Source organism: Janthinobacterium agaricidamnosum NBRC 102515 = DSM 9628, assembly GCF_000723165.1.
Classification (GTDB): Bacteria; Pseudomonadota; Gammaproteobacteria; order Burkholderiales; family Burkholderiaceae_D; genus Janthinobacterium; species Janthinobacterium agaricidamnosum.
The window spans coordinates 122,380-139,436 of record NZ_HG322949.1; the positions used below are offsets into that span (position 1 = coordinate 122,380).

The 17,057-nt window shown below is 59.3% G+C and carries 16 protein-coding genes and 2 tRNA genes; 8 read left to right on the plus strand and 10 right to left on the minus strand.

The window, feature by feature from the left end; translation table 11 throughout:
* Positions 1–138: 138 nt before the first annotated feature.
* From GJA_RS00540 to ahpF, 3 genes are all read left to right on the plus strand, one after another.
* On the plus strand, positions 139–531 hold the full coding sequence (locus tag GJA_RS00540; RefSeq protein WP_038487558.1) for a DUF3597 domain-containing protein: 393 nt from the start codon (positions 139–141) through the stop codon (positions 529–531).
* Positions 532–717: 186 nt separating this feature from the next.
* Complete coding sequence (ahpC, locus tag GJA_RS00545) at positions 718–1,281, plus strand: alkyl hydroperoxide reductase subunit C (protein WP_038487561.1); 564 nt, start codon at positions 718–720, stop codon at positions 1,279–1,281.
* Between the two features lie 100 nt (positions 1,282–1,381).
* Positions 1,382–2,980: an alkyl hydroperoxide reductase subunit F gene (gene ahpF, locus GJA_RS00550; RefSeq protein WP_038487564.1), complete on the plus strand. Its 1,599-nt coding sequence runs from the start codon at positions 1,382–1,384 to the stop codon at positions 2,978–2,980.
* 121 nt (positions 2,981–3,101) lie between these two features.
* Here the strand turns inward: ahpF and GJA_RS00555 are convergent, their stop codons facing one another.
* The 7 genes from GJA_RS00555 to GJA_RS00585 all read right to left on the minus strand — a co-directional run bounded on the left by GJA_RS00555 (position 3,102) and on the right by GJA_RS00585 (position 7,003).
* A complete protein-coding gene (locus tag GJA_RS00555; RefSeq protein WP_051780077.1) occupies positions 3,102–3,440 on the minus strand; it encodes a CzcE family metal-binding protein in 339 nt (112 codons plus the stop codon).
* Positions 3,441–3,615: 175 nt separating this feature from the next.
* Positions 3,616–4,233 (minus strand): ABC transporter ATP-binding protein, encoded by a 618-nt coding sequence (locus GJA_RS00560; RefSeq protein WP_038487567.1) that lies wholly within the window; start codon positions 4,231–4,233, stop codon positions 3,616–3,618.
* Positions 4,224–5,333: a hypothetical protein gene (locus tag GJA_RS00565; protein WP_038487570.1), complete on the minus strand. Its 1,110-nt coding sequence runs from the start codon at positions 5,331–5,333 to the stop codon at positions 4,224–4,226. Before GJA_RS00565 ends, GJA_RS00560 begins: the two co-directional genes overlap by 10 nt.
* Positions 5,334–5,494: 161 nt before the next feature.
* Positions 5,495–5,571 (minus strand) — tRNA-Asp (locus GJA_RS00570).
* 54 nt (positions 5,572–5,625) lie between these two features.
* Positions 5,626–5,701, minus strand: a tRNA-Val gene (locus GJA_RS00575).
* A gap of 122 nt (positions 5,702–5,823) precedes the next feature.
* Positions 5,824–6,003 (minus strand): hypothetical protein, encoded by a 180-nt coding sequence (locus GJA_RS28090; RefSeq protein WP_038487573.1) that lies wholly within the window; start codon positions 6,001–6,003, stop codon positions 5,824–5,826.
* Between the two features lie 199 nt (positions 6,004–6,202).
* Complete coding sequence (locus GJA_RS00585) at positions 6,203–7,003, minus strand: substrate-binding periplasmic protein (protein ID WP_061301617.1); 801 nt, start codon at positions 7,001–7,003, stop codon at positions 6,203–6,205.
* Here GJA_RS00585 and GJA_RS28055 point away from each other — a divergent pair.
* From GJA_RS28055 to GJA_RS00600, 4 genes are all read left to right on the plus strand, one after another.
* Positions 6,990–7,226, plus strand: coding sequence for a hypothetical protein (locus tag GJA_RS28055; RefSeq protein ID WP_169803240.1), 237 nt, complete (start codon positions 6,990–6,992; stop codon positions 7,224–7,226). The two genes, GJA_RS00585 and GJA_RS28055, sit on opposite strands and share 14 nt — an antisense overlap.
* A 132-nt stretch (positions 7,227–7,358) precedes the next feature.
* The gene (gene dinB / locus GJA_RS00590) at positions 7,359–8,513 is read left to right on the plus strand and encodes a DNA polymerase IV (RefSeq protein ID WP_038487579.1); all 1,155 of its coding nucleotides are present in this window, start codon (positions 7,359–7,361) and stop codon (positions 8,511–8,513) included.
* 192 nt (positions 8,514–8,705) lie between these two features.
* Positions 8,706–9,890: a dipeptidase gene (locus GJA_RS00595; protein WP_051780078.1), complete on the plus strand. Its 1,185-nt coding sequence runs from the start codon at positions 8,706–8,708 to the stop codon at positions 9,888–9,890.
* A gap of 158 nt (positions 9,891–10,048) precedes the next feature.
* Positions 10,049–10,945, plus strand: coding sequence for a recombination-associated protein RdgC (locus GJA_RS00600; RefSeq protein ID WP_038487585.1), 897 nt, complete (start codon positions 10,049–10,051; stop codon positions 10,943–10,945).
* Positions 10,946–11,060: 115 nt separating this feature from the next.
* Here the strand turns inward: GJA_RS00600 and GJA_RS00605 are convergent, their stop codons facing one another.
* Together GJA_RS00605 and GJA_RS00610 are read right to left on the minus strand one after the other, a co-directional pair.
* Positions 11,061–13,802, minus strand: coding sequence for a TonB-dependent receptor (locus GJA_RS00605; protein WP_038487588.1), 2,742 nt, complete (start codon positions 13,800–13,802; stop codon positions 11,061–11,063).
* 606 nt (positions 13,803–14,408) lie between these two features.
* Positions 14,409–14,894, minus strand: a complete 486-nt coding sequence (locus GJA_RS00610) for an asparaginase domain-containing protein (RefSeq protein ID WP_038487591.1) — start codon at positions 14,892–14,894, stop codon at positions 14,409–14,411.
* A gap of 157 nt (positions 14,895–15,051) precedes the next feature.
* Here GJA_RS00610 and GJA_RS00615 point away from each other — a divergent pair, with 157 nt between their 5' ends.
* Positions 15,052–15,810 (plus strand): hypothetical protein, encoded by a 759-nt coding sequence (locus GJA_RS00615; protein ID WP_038487594.1) that lies wholly within the window; start codon positions 15,052–15,054, stop codon positions 15,808–15,810.
* A gap of 122 nt (positions 15,811–15,932) precedes the next feature.
* Here GJA_RS00615 and GJA_RS00620 read toward each other — a convergent pair whose 3' ends face one another.
* Positions 15,933–16,931: a D-2-hydroxyacid dehydrogenase family protein gene (locus GJA_RS00620; protein ID WP_038498201.1), complete on the minus strand. Its 999-nt coding sequence runs from the start codon at positions 16,929–16,931 to the stop codon at positions 15,933–15,935.
* Positions 16,932–17,057 lie beyond the last annotated feature (126 nt).

Here is a 17,057-nt window from a genome sequence, read left to right on the forward strand (position 1 = left end):
CGCCCTGGAATGATGAGATCTGCCACAATCGATGGCGGAGGGCTGGCTCGTGTGTCCAGCGATCCGCCCACTACACTTGTCCCCGGTGTTGCTGCGCAGTGCCGGGGGTCTTGATACACTCCCCTTCAGAGGTGCCCCATGAGTATTCTCGGCAATATCTTCAACAAAATATTCCATCGCACTGCAGAGACCGCACCGGCCGCCACGCCAGCGGCAGCACCTGCGCCTGCTGCCGCTGCTACGGCGCCGGCCGCCGCAGCGGTGGCGATCTCGGAAGTCGATGTCGAAGCGGTGTTGAATGGCTTGGCGCAAAAGAATGCGCAAAAACTCAATTGGCGGACATCGATCGTCGATTTGCTGAAATTGCTCGACCTCGACAGCAGCCTTGCCGCGCGCAAGGAACTGGCAGGCGAACTGCATTTCTCCGGCGATAGCAACGATACCGCATCGATGAATATCTGGCTGCACAAGCAAGTCATGAACAAACTGGCAGCGAACGGCGGCAAGGTGCCCGCTGACTTGAAAGACTGATACGCCCCCGCGGCGAACATTCCGTTCGCCGCTGTCCAAATCCCCCGGAACAGCGATAATATCGATCTCCCTATGCTGTTGCGATAGTTAAAACGTATTGAAACTATTGGAACAATCAATTTTGCATATGGCTCAAAAGGGCATACACTTATGTCTTCTGATTTACACCACCACGAGGAAACCACAATGTCTCTGATCAATACCCAAGTTAAACCGTTTAAAGCAACCGCTTACCAAAATGGCAAATTCATCGACTTGACCGAAGAGTCCCTGAAAGGCAAGTGGTCGGTATTCGTGTTCTACCCAGCCGACTTCACCTTCGTTTGCCCAACCGAACTGGAAGACCTGGCTGACAACTACGCCGAATTCCAAAAACTGGGCGTTGAAGTCTACGGTATCTCGACCGACACCCACTTCGCTCACAAAGCATGGCACGACACCTCCGACGCGATCAAGAAAGTGCAATACCCACTGATCGGCGACCCAACCACCGTGTTGTCGCGTAACTTCGAAGTGCTGATCGAAGAAGAAGGCCTGGCGCTGCGCGGCACCTTCGTCATCAATCCGGAAGGCTTCATCAAAGTGCTGGAAGTGCATGACAACGGCATCGGCCGCGACGCTTCCGAACTGCTGCGCAAAGTCAAGGCGGCACAATACGTTGCCGCTCACCCAGGCGAAGTTTGCCCGGCTAAATGGACCGAAGGCGCAGCAACCCTGACCCCATCGCTGGACCTGGTCGGCAAGATCTAAGTCGTCAGTCATCAGTAGTGCATGCCGGACCGGCTGGTCCGTTCCGGCATCAGTTACCCGCAGTAGTGTTACTGCAAAATAATAAGGAAGGAAGTCGATCATGTTAGATGCAACGCTCAAAACCCAGTTGAAAGCCTATTTGGAAAAGGTCGTGCAGCCGATTGAGATCGTCGCGTCTCTCGATGACAGCGCCAAGGCCCGCGAAATGCAGGAACTGCTCCAGGAGATCGTCCTGTTGAGCGACCGCATCACGCTGGTGGAACGCCGCGACGACCAGGAACGCAAACCTTCGTTCAGCATCAACCGCCCAGGCAGCGATATCGGCGTACGTTTCGCCGGCATCCCGATGGGCCACGAATTCACCTCGCTGGTGCTGGCGCTGCTGCAAGTCGGCGGCCACACCATCAAGCTCGACGACGCCGTCGTCGAGCAAATCCGTAACCTCGACGGCGATTACGCCTTCGAGACCTACATCTCGCTGAGCTGCCACAACTGCCCTGAAGTGGTGCAGGCGCTGAATGCGATGTCGGTGATCAACCCACGCATCCGCGCCGTCACCATCGACGGCGGGGTGTTCCCGAAAGAAGTCGAAGAACGCAGCATCATGGCCGTGCCGATGATGTTCCTGAACGGCGAGCCGTTCGGCCAGGGCCGTACCGGCGTCGAAGAAATCCTTGCCAAGCTGGACGTCAATGCCGGCGCACGCCAGGCTGCCGAACTGAGCAAGAAAGACGTGTTCGACGTGCTGATCGTCGGCGGCGGCCCGGCCGGCGCGGCAGCGGCGATCTACGCCGCCCGCAAAGGCATCAAGACCGGTGTGCTGGCCGAGCGTTTCGGCGGCCAGGTGCTGGACACCATGGCCATCGAAAACTTTATTTCGGTCAAGGAAACCGACGGTCCGAAATTTGCCGTGGCATTGGAACAGCACGTCAAGCAATACGAAGTCGATATCATGAATACCCAGCGCGCCGACAAGCTGAGCGCCGCCGGCAAACTGATTGAAATCAAGACCGCCACCGGCGCGGTGCTGAAAAGCAAAACCGTGATCCTGGCGACCGGCGCCCGCTGGCGCGAAATCAATGTGCCGGGCGAGAAGGAATACCGCAACCACGGCGTGGCGTACTGCCCGCATTGCGATGGTCCTTTGTTCAAGGGCAAGCGGGTGGCGGTGATCGGCGGCGGCAACTCCGGCGTCGAGGCGGCGATCGACCTGGCCGGCCTGGTCAAGCATGTGACGCTGATCGAATACGGCGATCAATTGCGTGCCGACGCGGTGCTGCAACGCAAATTGCACAGCTTGCCGAACGTGACCGTGATCATGTCGGCGCAAACCACCGAGATCCATGGCGACGGCAAGATCGTCAATGGCCTGAGCTACAAGGACCGCGTGTCCGGCAGCGATAACAAGGTCGAGCTGGAAGGCGTGTTTGTGCAAATCGGCCTGGTGCCGAACACCGAGTGGCTGAAAGGCACGCTGGCGCTGTCGCGTCACGGCGAAATCGAAATCGATGCGCGTGGCCAGACTTCGATTCCTGGCGTCTTCGCCGCCGGCGACGTGACCACCGTGCCGTACAAGCAGATCATCATCGCCACCGGCGAAGGCGCCAAGGCAGCCTTGTCCGCGTTCGATCACCTGATTCGTTCGGACGATGAAGAAGTGGTGGAAGAGTCGGCGCAGAAAGTCGCAATGACCGCCTGATGAGGGCGCCGCCTGGTGCGGCATGACAAAACCCGGAACCGTCGCGAGGCGGTTCCGGGTTTTTTATTGCAAGGCTGGCTTGCCAGTGCTGAAGCGGCCGTGGCAGGCCGCTGCTTGCCGATCAGCTGCCCGAATACAGTGGATTGTCGGCCACGTAGACTTTGATGCCATCTGCTGGCACATCTTTCGGCGCGATCTCGGACAGGTCGAACACGGTCTTGCTCGGGAAGGTGTTCACATTCCACGCGAAGTTCTTGCCGGCGATCGAAATGTTGACCGTTTCGCCGTTGGTGACGTTCAGGTATTTGGCGCCCGGCTGCACGCTGATGGTACGGCCGGCGGTATTTGGCGCCGCGGCGACGCCGTAATCGTCGGCGCCGCCGGTCGGGGCGGCCGCCTGGGCGCCATGTGCCAGTACGGCGGACAGGATCAGGATTGCTGCGCTGGATAATTTCAACATGATGTTTTCTCTCAAGGTAGTTCGAAGCACTGTTGCATCGATGGAGACTATTAAATCGCGTGGGTGTATCCGGCTTGTGTCAAAAAATGGGTCTTTATGCAAGCGTATGTATCTGCGGGCCGGCCAGATACATAAGGACATACAAGCTGCCTTGGGCGATGCGTCAACAGGCAGATTACAACTGCAGCGTAGCGGCCAGCGGCATCAGCGGATCGAGGTGGCTGGTCAGCAAGATGCATTGCCGCGACAGCCGCGTCGGGTCGGCTAGCTGGGTCCGCAAATAGGCCATCGCTTCGGCATCGAGGCCGTTGAACGGCTCGTCGATCAGCAGCAAACGCACCGGCAAGGCCAGCGCCAGCGCCAGCTGCAATTTCTTGTGCTGGCCCAGCGACAGCGTGGTGATGCCTTGCGACAGCACCGGCATCAACGCAAACGCGCGCAGCTGGGCATTCAGCAAGACTTCGTCGCTGGCCGGATACAGCGTCATATGCAGGTCGAGAAACTCTTGTACGTTGAGCCAGGGCAATTGGGGCGCTTCGCCGCCGCAATAAAAACATTGCAAACGGTAGGCCAGCGGCTGCAAGCGGCAATCGATACCGTCCAGCACGATCGTTCCCGCCAACGGCGCCAGCGCGCCGCCCGCCAGTTTCAGCAAAGTGGTTTTGCCGGCGCCGTTGGCGCCGCGCAGCCAGGTGATGCCATTGTTTAATTGCAGCTTGAATTGGCTGAACAGGCTGCGGGTTTCAAACTGGAAATCGAGCTGGTCGATCAGCAGCGCCGGTTTTAATTCCATAATTCACTTCCTATCGCGGTCAGTATCAGGATCGACAAGGCCAGCAGCGCCACCCGGCCGCGCGGGCTGAGCCGGGGCAATCCGACGATGGCGAGCTGCGCCAGGCCGGCCACGGCGATATAGAGCAAGGCGGCCTTGTGGCTGAAGCCGGCACCGAGCTGGGCCAAGGCCACGCCGAACAGGACCAGCAGCAGCGCCGCCGGCAGCAGCGTCAATGTGCAGGCGGCCAACTCCAGCCGGCGCGTCTTGATCGGCCAGGCCGCCATCAGCGGGCGTAGCCGGCGGATCTGTTCGCGCACCGCCTTGTCGCCACGGTCGGTCAGCACGATCAGCAAGATACTGCTACATAAGCCCAGCAGCGGCGCCGGTACCAAGGCCGGATGCCACAGCCAAGCCAGTACGCTGGCGGCGGCGGCCAGCAGCAGCGCGCTTTGCTGCATACCGGCCGGATGATCGTTGCGCCAGAATGGCAGCCAGAACAGCTGGCGCCACAGCAACAGCGCGCGCGGCGCGGTGCGGCGCGGCCGGTAGCTGCCGGCTGTCGCCGTGCGGCGGCGCATCCTGGCCGGCGCCGCCGGACGGGCGCGCAGCGCCAGGATCAGCGTGGCGCCGGCCCAGGCCAGCAGCAGCGCCGCCACGGTGGCGATCAGGCCGGCATGGAAGACCGGGCGCAGCCATAGCGGCCACTGGTACAGCCACACCGCGACCGATATCGCATAGGCCAGCGCCAGCGGCGCCATCATCATGCCGGCCACGGCGATATGGGCCAGCCAGCGGGTGCCTGGCGGTATCGGCAGTGCAGGCAGCCACAGCAGTACATCGTGCGGCAGCAAGCGCTTGCGCAACAGCCAGACCGGGGCGATCGTCAGCAGTACCTGTGCCAGTATCAAGGCGCCGGCGACTGGCAGCGGCTGGCTGGCGGCGACCATGGCGGGCAGGGCGATCACGGCCAATAAACCCAGCAAGACCGGGCCGGCCAGTGCGACCAGGATTTCGGCGGAACTGGCCAGGCTGGCGGCAAAGTGCAGCAAGGCGTGATGCGCCAGGCGCAGCCGCAGACGGATATAAGGATGGGACATCGAATGGAGCGGCAAGATCATCGGCTATCGGCGTGAGGTGGCGGGCATCGCGATCTTGAAAGTGTGAGGGAGAAACTGTTAAGTGGCGCTGGATATTTTATCAGCGATGAGGCCGAATGCGTTTTCGCCTCCGGAAATGGGAAAAGCCCTCTGATTCGCTGAATCAGAGGGCTTCTCTTTGTTGGCGGAGTGGACGGGACTCGAACCCGCGACCCCCGACGTGACAGGCCGGTATTCTAACCAACTGAACTACCACTCCAAGCTTGCTTGATCTGTGTTGCCGATCCATAAAGCGCTGGATAATTTTCTGAGTTGGTGGGTGCTGAGAGGCTCGAACTCCCGACCTACGCCTTGTAAGGGCGCCGCTCTACCAACTGAGCTAAGCACCCTTTGCTTATCTCAGAAAACTATCCTGACGTTTGTCACCACGTCTGGAAGAGGCGCTATTATAGGATGGCAAAAATGCTTCCGCAAGGGCTTTTTTTGTACTTTTCCGATTTTCTTCCAAGAATTACTCTGTGATGCCCCCCTGCGACAGCATCCACGCCATATTGCATGCGCTCTCGCGCAAGGCGCCGCGCGGCCGCTTGCTTGCCAGCAGGCGCACTTCGCTGGTGTCGGTGCTGCTGATGTCCAGTTCGATGAATTTCTTGTCGCTGCTGGCGGCGACTTCGACGCTGAACTGTTCCACCGGCTCGTGGTAAACCTGTGGCGGCTTGCCGCCCAGCGCCAGGCGGAAGACGCGGCCAGCGGTTTGAGATCGGCCGTCATCGCCTCGGTATAGGCATTCTCGGCGTTCAGGTAGGCGATGACGGCCGCTTGCTCCTTCTTTTGCAGCCAGCGGTAATCGTCGCTGACGACCTCGCCACGCCGCGTGGTGTCAGCGGCCGTTAACCTGGTTTGTAGGCTTCCAGAATCTCCCGCACACCGCTCTTATAAACCCGCTTCATCATCGCAGGATCAAGATAACGTTCATAAATCCTGCTGATGCTGCCATCGGCGATGGTGCTGCGCATGGCCGCCGTATAAGCCTGGTGTACTTCAGCCGAAATATTTTGTTTCGACAAGTACAAACCCACCAGCCGGCGCGGCGATTCCGGTACTTGCAGCGCGCTGATCGCATCGCCCTTGCCTGCCGGCGCGACATACCAGGTGTACAGAATCGGCGGCGCCAGCGTGCCTTCGGCGCGGCCGGCGGCGATTTTCTTGAACACCACGTCGAAATCGTTGACCCATTCCAGGCGGCCGGCCCGTTCCAGCCGGTCCAGTTGCACCTGCACCGCGTTCAGGTGAGAGATGCCGCGTGGAATGTTCAAGCGTGCATGGCTGCGATCGACAAAATCCTTCAGGCTGCGGAATGGCGCAGCGGCATTTTTGGATAACACCAGTTCGAATTGGGCATAGCAATAGGGAATGAAGTTGCCATTCCTGTCGCGTTCGGCGGTTTGCGCCGCGCCCATCACCATGTCGATGTGACCATTGTCGAATTCAGTGAACATGCGTCCGCGCGGAAACCAGCGCAGTTCAAATTTGCAACCGGTGCGCCTGGCCAGTTCATTGACCACGTCGACCGACGCGCCGCGAAAGGAGGCGCCGTCGCGGTAAGACGAGAAGCCCAGATCGCTGATACCGACCCGCGTCACGGCAGGGCAGTTGAACGCTTGCGCCTGGCTGGGCGTGGCAGCCAGCAAAAACAGTATTCCGCTGCAAAACAGAGGCAAGATCATGGGGGCCAGTCAATACCGAATCAATACCGAAAGTGTAGCATGGCCGGGTCTTGAAAAATTGCAAATGGACAATGAAAGTGATATTCCTGTGAAAATTGCAAAAAATTCAAACGTTATTGCACAGGCCGTCACATACTTTTGTCACGTCCTTCCGTCACCCACTTGCGGCAATCTGGATTCCGGGTAATACTGTATATAATTACAGTATATGTATTCACACGCCCTTTGGGCTTGCTTGGGATAGGTCAACCTTGGATAGCCGCTATCGCCTGGAAGTCTGTTGTTTGAACGCCTGCGCGTACCTATTGCCGGGAGGCGCATGAGCGAGCCTGCGCGTTGCATCGCACACCTGGATATGGATGCATTCTTCGCTTCGGTGGAGTTGCTCAAGTACCCGGAATTGCGCGGCCGTGCCGTGGTGGTGGGCGGCGGCAAACTCCAGCAACCGCTGATGTTGCCCGATGGTAATCGGAAATTTTCGCGCATCAGCGAATATGCCGGGCGCGGCGTGGTCACGACCTCGACCTACGAAGCCCGCGCCTTCGGCATATTTTCGGCGATGGGCATCATGAAGGCCGCCAAGCTGGCGCCGGACAGCATTTTGCTGCCGGCGGATTTTGAATCCTATCGTCACTACTCGGCAAAGTTCAAGGAAGCCGTGGCGCGCATCGCCCCGGTGATTGAAAACGTCGGCATCGATGAAATCTATATCGACTTGAGCGGCGCCGCCCGCGACCCAAGATTGCTGGCCAGCGAGATCAAGCAGGCGGTGTTCAGCGCGACCGGCTTGTCCTGTTCGATCGGCCTGGCGCCGAACAAGCTGCTGGCCAAGATTTGTTCCGACCTCGACAAGCCAAACGGCCTGACGATCTTGAGCAAGGACGATATCCAGGCCCGGGTGTGGCCATTGCCGGCCAAGAAAATCAACGGGATCGGTCCCAAGGCCAGCGCCAAATTGAGTGCGCTGGGCATCACCACCATCGGCGAGCTGGCCCATGCCGACGTGGCGCTGCTGCTGACCCAGTTCGGCCAGCTGTACACCAGCTGGCTGCATGCGTCCGCGCTGGGCATCGACGAGCGTCCGCTGCGCACCACGTCCGAAGCGAAATCGATCAGCCGCGAAGTCACCTTCGAGCGCGATTTGCAGGTGGTGCATGACCGCCCGCTGCTGTCGGAAAGAATCACCCACTTGTGCGAGCGGGTCGCCGACGACTTGAAAAAACACGAGCTGGTGGGGCGCACGGTGGGCATCAAATTGCGCTTCGAGGATTTCTCGACGGTGACCCGCGATGTCACGCTGCCGGATACCACGGCCGATCCCGCCATGATCTTGCGCGCCGCGCGCGATTGTTTGCGGCGGGTGCCGTTTGAAAAGAAAATCCGCCTGCTCGGCGTGCGCATCAGTACCTTGTCGGCGCCGTCCATGGAAAAACATGGCGCCAAGGCACAGGCGGAGCTGTTTCCGCAACTGTGACGGCGGCGTTAAAACACTAGCGATGTCCCTTTGAGGTGCGAGGCTGCAAGTATTGCTGATGCTCGAGAGAAGCAATCCCACGGTCCGTTTTATCCGATTGGCATGGGCCTTGCTTAATGATTGCAGGCGCCGAACTTCCGCATCGCCAACCTTGACAACCTTGATTGCTTGGCAAAACATTACACAACTTATATGAATAAATCTTCTACCCCTCAAGTGCCGCCGGCCGCCGCGCCGCGCCGTGCATTCCTGCAAGGCCTGGCCGCGCTTGGCCTGGTCGCCGCCGCTCCGGTCGCCAGCGCCGGCGCCGCCAAACCCAAGGCGGCGCCGGCCGGCAAGCGTCCGCTGATAATCGATGTGCTCGGCAGTATCAGCAATCCGAATCTGCCGGATGCGGAGCAGGAAGACCGCTACACCATGGGCATCGACGCCCGCGCCATGGCCGACGCCAAGGCTTCCGGCTTGAGCGCCTTTAACATGACCATCGGTTATGTATTCGGCAAGGAAGATCCATACGAGCAAACCGTCAAGGAAGTGGCCGAGTGGGATGCCTTCCTGCGCCGCCGGCAAGATTCGCTGATCAAGGTGCTGAGCGCCAGCGACATCCAGCACGCGCATGACAGCGGCCGCATCGGGGTGATCCTGGGTTTCCAGAACGCGGCGATGATGGGCAAGAATGCCGCCCGCGTCGATACCTTCGCCAATCTGGGCGTGCGGGTGATTCAACTGACCTATAACGACCGCAACCAGCTTGGCGATGGCTGCCTGGTGCCTGAAAACCAGGGCTTGACGCCGTTCGGACATGAAGTGGTCGACGCCTTGAATCGCAACCGGGTGATCGTGGACCTGAGTCATAGCGGCGAACAAATCTGCCTCGACGCGGCCAGGGCATCCAAGGCGCCGATCATGATCACGCATACCGGCTGCCGCGCGCTGGTCGACTTGCCGCGTAACAAGACCGACCAGGAATTGCGCCTGGTGGCAGACAAGGGCGGTTTTGTCGGCATCTACATGATGCCGTTCCTGGCGATCGGCCGCCAGCCGACGGCCGCCGACCTGATTGCGCACATCGAACATGCGATCAACGTGTGCGGCGAAGACCATGTCGGCATCGGTACCGATGGCACGCTGAGCAAGATCGACGATATACCCGGCTATTTGGCGGACCTCAAGAAAGAGGTTGCGCGGCGCCGCTCGCTCGGCATCAGCGCTCCGGGTGAGCGTGACGACATCGTGCCCTTTTTGCCTGACCTGGGTGGCCAGGAAAAATTTCTCAAACTGGCAGATTTGCTGGCGCGGCGCGGCCACACCAGCGCCCGCATCGAGAAAATCCTGGGCCGGAATTTCTTGCGCGCGGCAGGGCGCATCTGGGCCTGAGGGGAGCATCGGCCTGGCATCAATCTGTTGCGGCTTTGCCATTGAACAGCATGGCGTCCCCCGGGTGCGCCGCGTTGCCGCGTCGATCCGGAGCAGGCCATGGCGAGCGTGTAAAATGGCGTTCCCCTGGCACTACTGAATTAACGGAAGACAAAACTATGTGGTTCAAAAATCTACAGATTTACCGGCTGCCTGCTCCTTGGGCGTTTACGCCGGAGCAGTTGGAAGCGGCGCTTGCGTCGAACACCTTTACGCCGGCGTCCAGCATGGATTTGCTGCGCCAGGGCTGGGATTCGCCGCGCAACAACGGCTCGCTGGTGCACGTGGTCAACAAACAAATGCTGATCCTGCTCGGCACTGAAAAGAAACTGTTGCCGGCCACCGTCATCAACCAGGTCGCCAAGGCGCGCGCGGCCGAGATGGAAGAAGCCCAGGGCTTTGCTCCAGGCAAGAAAGCGATGAAGGAATTGAAGGAACGCGTGGCCGACGAATTGCTGCCGCGCGCGTTCAGCATCCGCAGCAATGTGTGGACCTGGATCGATCCGGTCAATGGCTGGCTGGTGGTCGACGCGGCCAGCCCGGCCAAGGCCGACGAAGTCATCAAGCTGTTGTTGAAAGCCGTCGATAAATTGCCGCTGGAAAGCTTGCGCGTGCAGCGTTCGCCAGTCGCGGTGATGACCGAATGGCTGCAAGCCGACGATGCCCCGAGCGGTTTCACGGTCGACATGGATACCGAATTGCGCGCCACCGGCGAAAGCAAGGCCACCGTGCGCTACGTGCGCCACACGCTGGAAGCGGACGATGTGCGGCGCCATATCGCCGCCGGCAAGCAATGCACGCGCCTGGCGATGACGTGGAACGACAAGATTTCGTTCGTGCTGACCGAGTCGCTGGCGATCAAGAGCATCAAGCCGCTGGACGTGATCAAGGAAACCGAATCGAGCACCAAGAACGACGACGAGCGTTTCGACGGCGACCTGATGCTGATGACCGGCGAATTGAGCAAGCTGATGGCCGACGTGGTCGAAGCGCTGGGCGGCGAAGCGACCGCCTGACCGGCCTTGCCGCAAGTGCAAAACGGCAGCCGTGCGGCTGCCGTTTTTTTTTGTGCGCAAAGCGCCTTGCAATCGCAAGGCGCTCTTCAGGTTCAGCCTGATTCAGTGCATCGCATCAGAACTTGTAGCTGCCGGTCAGGTAGAACGAACGCATGGTCGGATCTGCGTAACGCGGATCGAAACCGACCTGGTGGCCCGACGACGCGCGCAGCGACAGCGGCGGTTCGACGTTCAGCAGGTTTTTGATACCGCCGCGCACCGAGAATTTCTCGTTGATCACGTAACGGCCTTGCCAGTCGACGGTGGTGTAGGAAGGTACTTCCAGGCGGATGTCTTCAAACTTGTTCGTGCTCAGGTTCAACACCGTTGCCGACGCATCGGTATAACCGTTGCGGTAGCTGATGATGACCGAGTTGGTCAGCTTGCCGCTTTCCAGCGACAGGTTGATCTTGAACAAGTCGCGGAACGTCACTTCATCGGTGATGCCGAAGAAGTTCATATTGTTGGTCCACTGATCCTTGGTGCCCGGCACGGTGTAGTCGGCGCGCAGCATGTGGGTGCCGCTGACGTTGGCCGTGAAGTTGCCGAAGTCGGTTTTTTGACGCACCGTCATGTCCCAGTCGATGCCGCGGTTATGCTTCTGGCCGATGTTCAGCGACAGTTTTTTGAAGGCATAATAAGGCAAGCCGGTGGTCGGCTCGACGTAGGTGCCGAACAGTTCGCTGTACAGGGCCGGGTTGCTGAACGCCTGGGTTTCGCTGACTGCCGATACCGCGTCGGTGATTTTCACGTCCCACAGGTCGGCGCCGAACGAGAATGCCGAGCTTGGTTCTATACGGAAACCGTAGGTGTATTGCTTCGATTTTTCCGGGCGCAGGTTTTCGTTACCGCCAGCCAATTGGTTGTACTGGGTTTGCGACGAACGGCATTTTACATCGCCTGGGAATGGGCAATTCCATGGCTTGGCGGTGAAGCCGTTATTGACCAGCGGCTGGCCGATATCGAGCATGCTCGGCGCCTTGAAGCCGGTGCCGTAGGAACCGCGGAACAACAGGGTCTGTACCGGCTGCCAGCGGGCCGACACCTTGTAGGTGCTGGCGTGCTGGTCCTTGCCCATCTTGGTGTTGGTAATACCGTTGTCGATCGCCGACACGCTGTCGTAACGGCCGCCCAGGGTCACTTCCACGGTCTTGCTCAGCGGCGCCAGCAACTCGGCGAACACGCCGTAGGTTTTGCGGCTCAGGTCGTAGGCTGGCGAGGTGTTGAAGTTGTAGATGGTGTCGCTGTTGGCGGCCGCGTCCGGCGATTGTTCGTACTTGTATTCACGGTAATCGCCGCCGATACCGAGGCTGGCTTTGCCGCCTGGCAGCGCAAAGACTTCACGCGAACCATGGCTGTCGATCGCGCGCATGGTGGTCGATGCGGTACGGATCGAACCGTTGAATTGCGAGCCAGGAATCAGCGCCTGGATTTCCGCGGACTGGCTGCCGGTCGGGGTGAACGGATTAAACAGCGGATTGTTGATAATCGCCCTGAAGTCGTCGTTTTTCGCGTAGCCGCCGATATAACGCTCGTCGATCGCGTTTTGCGACCAGGTCAGGCCGCTTTCAAAGTTCCACTCGCCGATTTCCCCTTCCACGCCCAGCACCAGGTGCTTGGTGTCGGTGATGCTGTTGCTGGCGCGCAGGCCCCAGTCGGTCATGCGGTAATTGGCGCTGACACTTTTCAATTTCGCTTCCTGCTCCGGTGTCAGGTATGGCTTGATGTAGGTGTTGTACAGCGCGCTGCCTTTGGCGATCGGAATCGCTACCGGATTGGCGGCGATGCGCGCGGTCAGGTCGTAACGCGACAGGGCCACTTCGGCGAACGCCGACAGGCTGTCCGAAATTTTGTAGGTGCCGCGGGTGAACAGGCTGTCGCGCTTCGATTCAGGCAACATCTCGACGGTGCCGCCGGTGTCGTAGCCGCAAGCCTTGTTATTGCTCAGCGTGACGAACGCGTTCGGACCGCAATGACCGCTGGCGGCCAGGTAGGGCGTGAAGGCGATCGATGGATCGGCTTTTGCATCCTTGAATGCAACGGTTGCGCCCGCTGGCGACGACGAGGTGCTGGTGCGGTCGTAAATGTAGTTGGTGCCGCGCACGCTGAATGGAATGTACGACGAGCCCGAGAACGAGCGGTCGGTGGCGCGCAGTTTGGCCTGGTCGTCATGGCGGTACGACGCCATGATGTTGAAGCGGTCGGTTTCCAGGTCGCCGAAACCGTAGGTGACGCTGGTGTTCCATGCATTGCCGCCGCCTTCTTGCGGTGCGGAATAGGTGGCGTCCACCGTGCCGCCTTGCAGGTTTTTCTTCAGGATGAAGTTGATCACGCCGGCGATGGCGTCCGAGCCGTACAGCGCCGAAGCGCCGTCGGTCAGGATTTCAACCCGTTCAACCGCGCTCATCGGAATGGCGTTCAGGTTGACGGTGGTGCCCGAGCCTTGTGGCGCGATGCGGCGGCCGTTCAGCAGCACCAGGGTGTAGTCTTCGCCGATGTCATGGATCGACGCGGTAGTGCGGCCGCCCGAGTTCGAACCGGCGGCCACTGCGCCGATGGTGAACCCTTGCATCGCAGGCAGGGCCTGGATCAGTTCTGCAACCGACGTCGCGCCGGTACGGGCAATCGCTTCCTGCGACAGGCGTTGCACAGGCAACGCGCCTTCGACCGCGATACGTTTGATCGACGAGCCGGTGATTTCCACTTTTTGAACTTGCTCGTCGGCCGCCATCGTGTGGCCAGCCATGAATACGGTGCCTGCCAGTACCGTCAACGCCAGGCGTACTGAACGCACGCCAATTTTTTCTTGAAATGCCATCTTTTTTTCTTGCTCCGATAGTAGTTTTAATAACGATGAACAACATGCGAGCAGCAATGAAGACCGCGCGGACAGGCCGGCTGATTGCTGTGCAGTAAGACCCTGTTTGGGGAGGGAATACGCCGCCTGCCGAGCGCCCTGATTTGACGGGTTCTCAGAAAAACGCCAGGTAGGGATAGGAATGGTATTGAGACAATGCTTTTATGGTATTGCAAAATAATTACGGCTCGCTCATCGTGGCAATCATTATGTAACGTGATACAAATTAAATTAATGGTTTTTGTATAATATTTTTGTGTTAATCATAAATTACGAATAATATTTTACAAAATGCCACAATGAAAATTTAAATAACGGTGATTTTTATAAAAATATGAATTTATTTTTGTGCATTTTTGCAACAAGCTGTTAATTCATGCACTAATCAATGTCTGAAAAGATAAGTTGTAATGTGATGCCAATCAATAAAAAGGGTTTTTTGTAAAAAAAACGTTAATTAACAAGGATATTTCTATCATTTTGATAATTTTTTGCAGTATCAAAGGCGAAAAAAAACCCGCCGGGGCGGGTTTTTGACGCTCGTCGCGCAGTGGCCGGCGCGACGTTTCACAAGGGCTGGAAGACGCCGGCGGCGCGGTTCTTTTGTACATTGTCCCACGCGAAAATCTGGCCATTCATGGCCACATACACGCCGGGCGGCAAGACTTGCGCGACGCCGCAGGCAAAGCCGAGGTTGAACAGCGCATCGGAATTATCGATCTCGTAGGGAATCATGGCACCGGTCAGCACCACCGCCGCGGTCAGGCCGGCGCCGCCCAGCACTTGCGCGGTTTCGCGCATGGTGTCGGTGCCGTGGATGATGACGATCGCCTTTTCGCTGGCGGCGCGGCACGATGCCAGCACGCGCTGGCGGTCGGCGTCCTGCATGTCGAGCGAATCGAGCAGCGGCAATTGTTCCAGCGCGACGGGCGCGGTCATGCGTGCGCGCGCGATGGCGGCCGGCAGATGGCTGTCGGAAAAGCCCAGCGTGCCGTTCAATTCATTGTAGTGTTTATCGAAAGTACCGCCAGTGGCGAGGATGCGCAATGTCATGATGAAGTCACAAGGTCAGTGGAGAAGAAAGAACATGATAACGTGAAGCGCCGTGTGCATGCTATCGATCAATGATATGGCAGCTTGTCCGCCACGGTCTGGAAACTTCGGCGAACTGTGGTTACACTAGCTGTCCGACTGTCTGCCTGATCATCGTATGAAAACGCTTGCGCCCGGTACCGTCATTTTCCATCGCCATCGCGGTTACGGCGTGATCACGTCCGTCAACTTGCTGACCGGCTGGATCGCCGCCCGTTTCGGCAGCGAATCGCGCACGCTGGACTTGAACCTGTCGACCGACGACGTGCAATACGCCGACGGCGAAGCGATCCTGTTCCGCCGCGCGCCGCCCGACCGCATGCCGCATGCGCGCCTGATGGCGATGGTGCGCGAATTGCACAGCGCCGGCTATCAGCGCTTGTACCTGTATTCGTGGCCGAAACCGTCCGGCCTGCACTGGCGCTGGCACTTGTTCGCCGGTCCGCGCGACTGGATGCAGCGGCCGTGGCGCGAAGGCTGGTATGGCTCGGGCGCCGACTACAACGTCAATCCGGTGATGGGCTGGGGCGACACCCCGGGCGCGACGAGTGCCGAACTGATCGATGCCTTGGCGCGCTTCGACCCGCAAGGATTGGCGCAGGCGCTGGGCCGCGACGAAGACCACGCTGCCTGGTTCGCCGGCGTGTGCGACGCCTTGTTGCCGAACTATATGTACAGCCTCGACATGCAGCAGCCGCCCGGCGCGCCGCTGCAAGACATGCCGCCGGTGCCGGTGGTCGGCGTGCGCGCCAAGTTGCCGCCATACAATGGCCCGGTGCTGCCGTGGCCGCCTGGCTGGGCCGGCCTGTGGAGCCGGCCGCATAGGATGCCGGCGCCGGCCATCAACCTGACCGGCACGCCCGCCGAATTAAAATAACAGCACCTGACAAAACATCCATGGCAGCGTTGCATGGCCTTGTCGACCATTGGTACTGCCTACGACAATGCACCTTGCCCTGAACGTTTTGCCAGACGCTCTACATCTTTTTAAATAAACCTTTAATTTCTACCGTTTTCCAGCGCTTCCGGATTGAGCAGCTTGCTGCATTTGCCGTGCGCAAAATCGACGATATTCTGGAATGCGATGCGGAAATACAGCTCGTAGCTGTCGCGCTCCACATAACCCAGGTGCGGCGTGGCCAGCACGTTCGGCATGCGCAGCAGCGGCGAGCCGGCCGGCAGCGGTTCGTCGGTGAAGACATCCAGCGCGGCGGCGCCCGGTTTACCGTGCTGCAAGGCCGCCTCCAGCGCGCCATCGGCCACCAGTTCGGCCCGGCTGGTATTGACCAACAAGGCCGACGGTTTCATACGTGCCAGGTCTTGCGCCGTCACCAGCCCGCGGGTCGCATCGACCAGGCGCAGGTGCAAGGTCAGCACATCGGCCTGCTCGAAAAATTCCTCGCGCGAGCTTGCCGCCGTGTCGCCGTTGGCGAGCGCCGCATCCAGGCTGCCCTGGCGTCCCCATACCAGGATCTTCATGCCGAAGGCGCGCCCGTAGCCGGCGATCAACTGGCCGATCTTGCCGTAGCCCCAGATGCCCAGCGTGCGGCCCTTGAGCACGCTGCCCAGCGTATTGAACGGTTGCTCGATCGACACGGTTTGCCACAAACCATCCTTCAAATGATTGGCGTACGGCACGATCTTGCGTTGCGCCGCCATGATCAGTGCCCACGTCAGTTCGGCCGGCGCGGTCGGCGAACCGGCGCCTTCGGCAATCGCGATGCCCAGCTCGGTCGCCGCATCGACATCGATGTGGCCGCTGACCTTGCCGGTTTGCGAAATCAGCTTCAGGTTCGGCAATCGGGACAGCAGCATGCGGTTAAAACTGCTGCGTTCGCGTATCAGCACCAGTGCGTCGAAACCGGCCAGGCGGATCGCCAGCTGGCCGGCGCCGCGGCTGGAATTATTGAACACTTTGACGTCGTGCCCATCCAATAATTTGAAACAATCCAGGTGACGGACTGCATCCTGGTAATCGTCGAGAATGGCAATTTTCATGATGTTTTTGGTGTGGTTGGCCGATTTTAAATGGTTTTTCGTAGGGAAATAACAGGATAAATCAAATACGGAATAGCCTACTACATTACTCAACCAATATTCCTACATTTTTGCTCGTGACGCTGA

Excerpts from the sequence above, each read along its gene's own strand:
- ahpC (WP_038487561.1), top strand. The coding sequence starts at position 718 with ATGTCTCTGATCAATACCCAAGTTAAACCGTTTAAAGCAACCGCTTAC.
- GJA_RS00605 (WP_038487588.1), bottom strand. The coding sequence starts at position 13,802 with ATGGCATTTCAAGAAAAAATTGGCGTGCGTTCAGTACGCCTGGCGTTG.
- GJA_RS00555 (WP_051780077.1), bottom strand. The coding sequence starts at position 3,440 with ATGTTGAAATTATCCAGCGCAGCAATCCTGATCCTGTCCGCCGTACTG.
- GJA_RS00595 (WP_051780078.1), top strand. The coding sequence starts at position 8,706 with ATGAATAAATCTTCTACCCCTCAAGTGCCGCCGGCCGCCGCGCCGCGC.
- dinB (WP_038487579.1), top strand. The coding sequence starts at position 7,359 with ATGAGCGAGCCTGCGCGTTGCATCGCACACCTGGATATGGATGCATTC.
- GJA_RS00620 (WP_038498201.1), bottom strand. The coding sequence starts at position 16,931 with ATGAAAATTGCCATTCTCGACGATTACCAGGATGCAGTCCGTCACCTG.
- GJA_RS00540 (WP_038487558.1), top strand. The coding sequence starts at position 139 with ATGAGTATTCTCGGCAATATCTTCAACAAAATATTCCATCGCACTGCA.
- ahpF (WP_038487564.1), top strand. The coding sequence starts at position 1,382 with ATGTTAGATGCAACGCTCAAAACCCAGTTGAAAGCCTATTTGGAAAAG.
- GJA_RS00600 (WP_038487585.1), top strand. The coding sequence starts at position 10,049 with ATGTGGTTCAAAAATCTACAGATTTACCGGCTGCCTGCTCCTTGGGCG.
- GJA_RS00565 (WP_038487570.1), bottom strand. The coding sequence starts at position 5,333 with ATGATCTTGCCGCTCCATTCGATGTCCCATCCTTATATCCGTCTGCGG.
- GJA_RS00610 (WP_038487591.1), bottom strand. The coding sequence starts at position 14,894 with ATGACATTGCGCATCCTCGCCACTGGCGGTACTTTCGATAAACACTAC.
- GJA_RS00615 (WP_038487594.1), top strand. The coding sequence starts at position 15,052 with ATGAAAACGCTTGCGCCCGGTACCGTCATTTTCCATCGCCATCGCGGT.
- GJA_RS00560 (WP_038487567.1), bottom strand. The coding sequence starts at position 4,233 with ATGGAATTAAAACCGGCGCTGCTGATCGACCAGCTCGATTTCCAGTTT.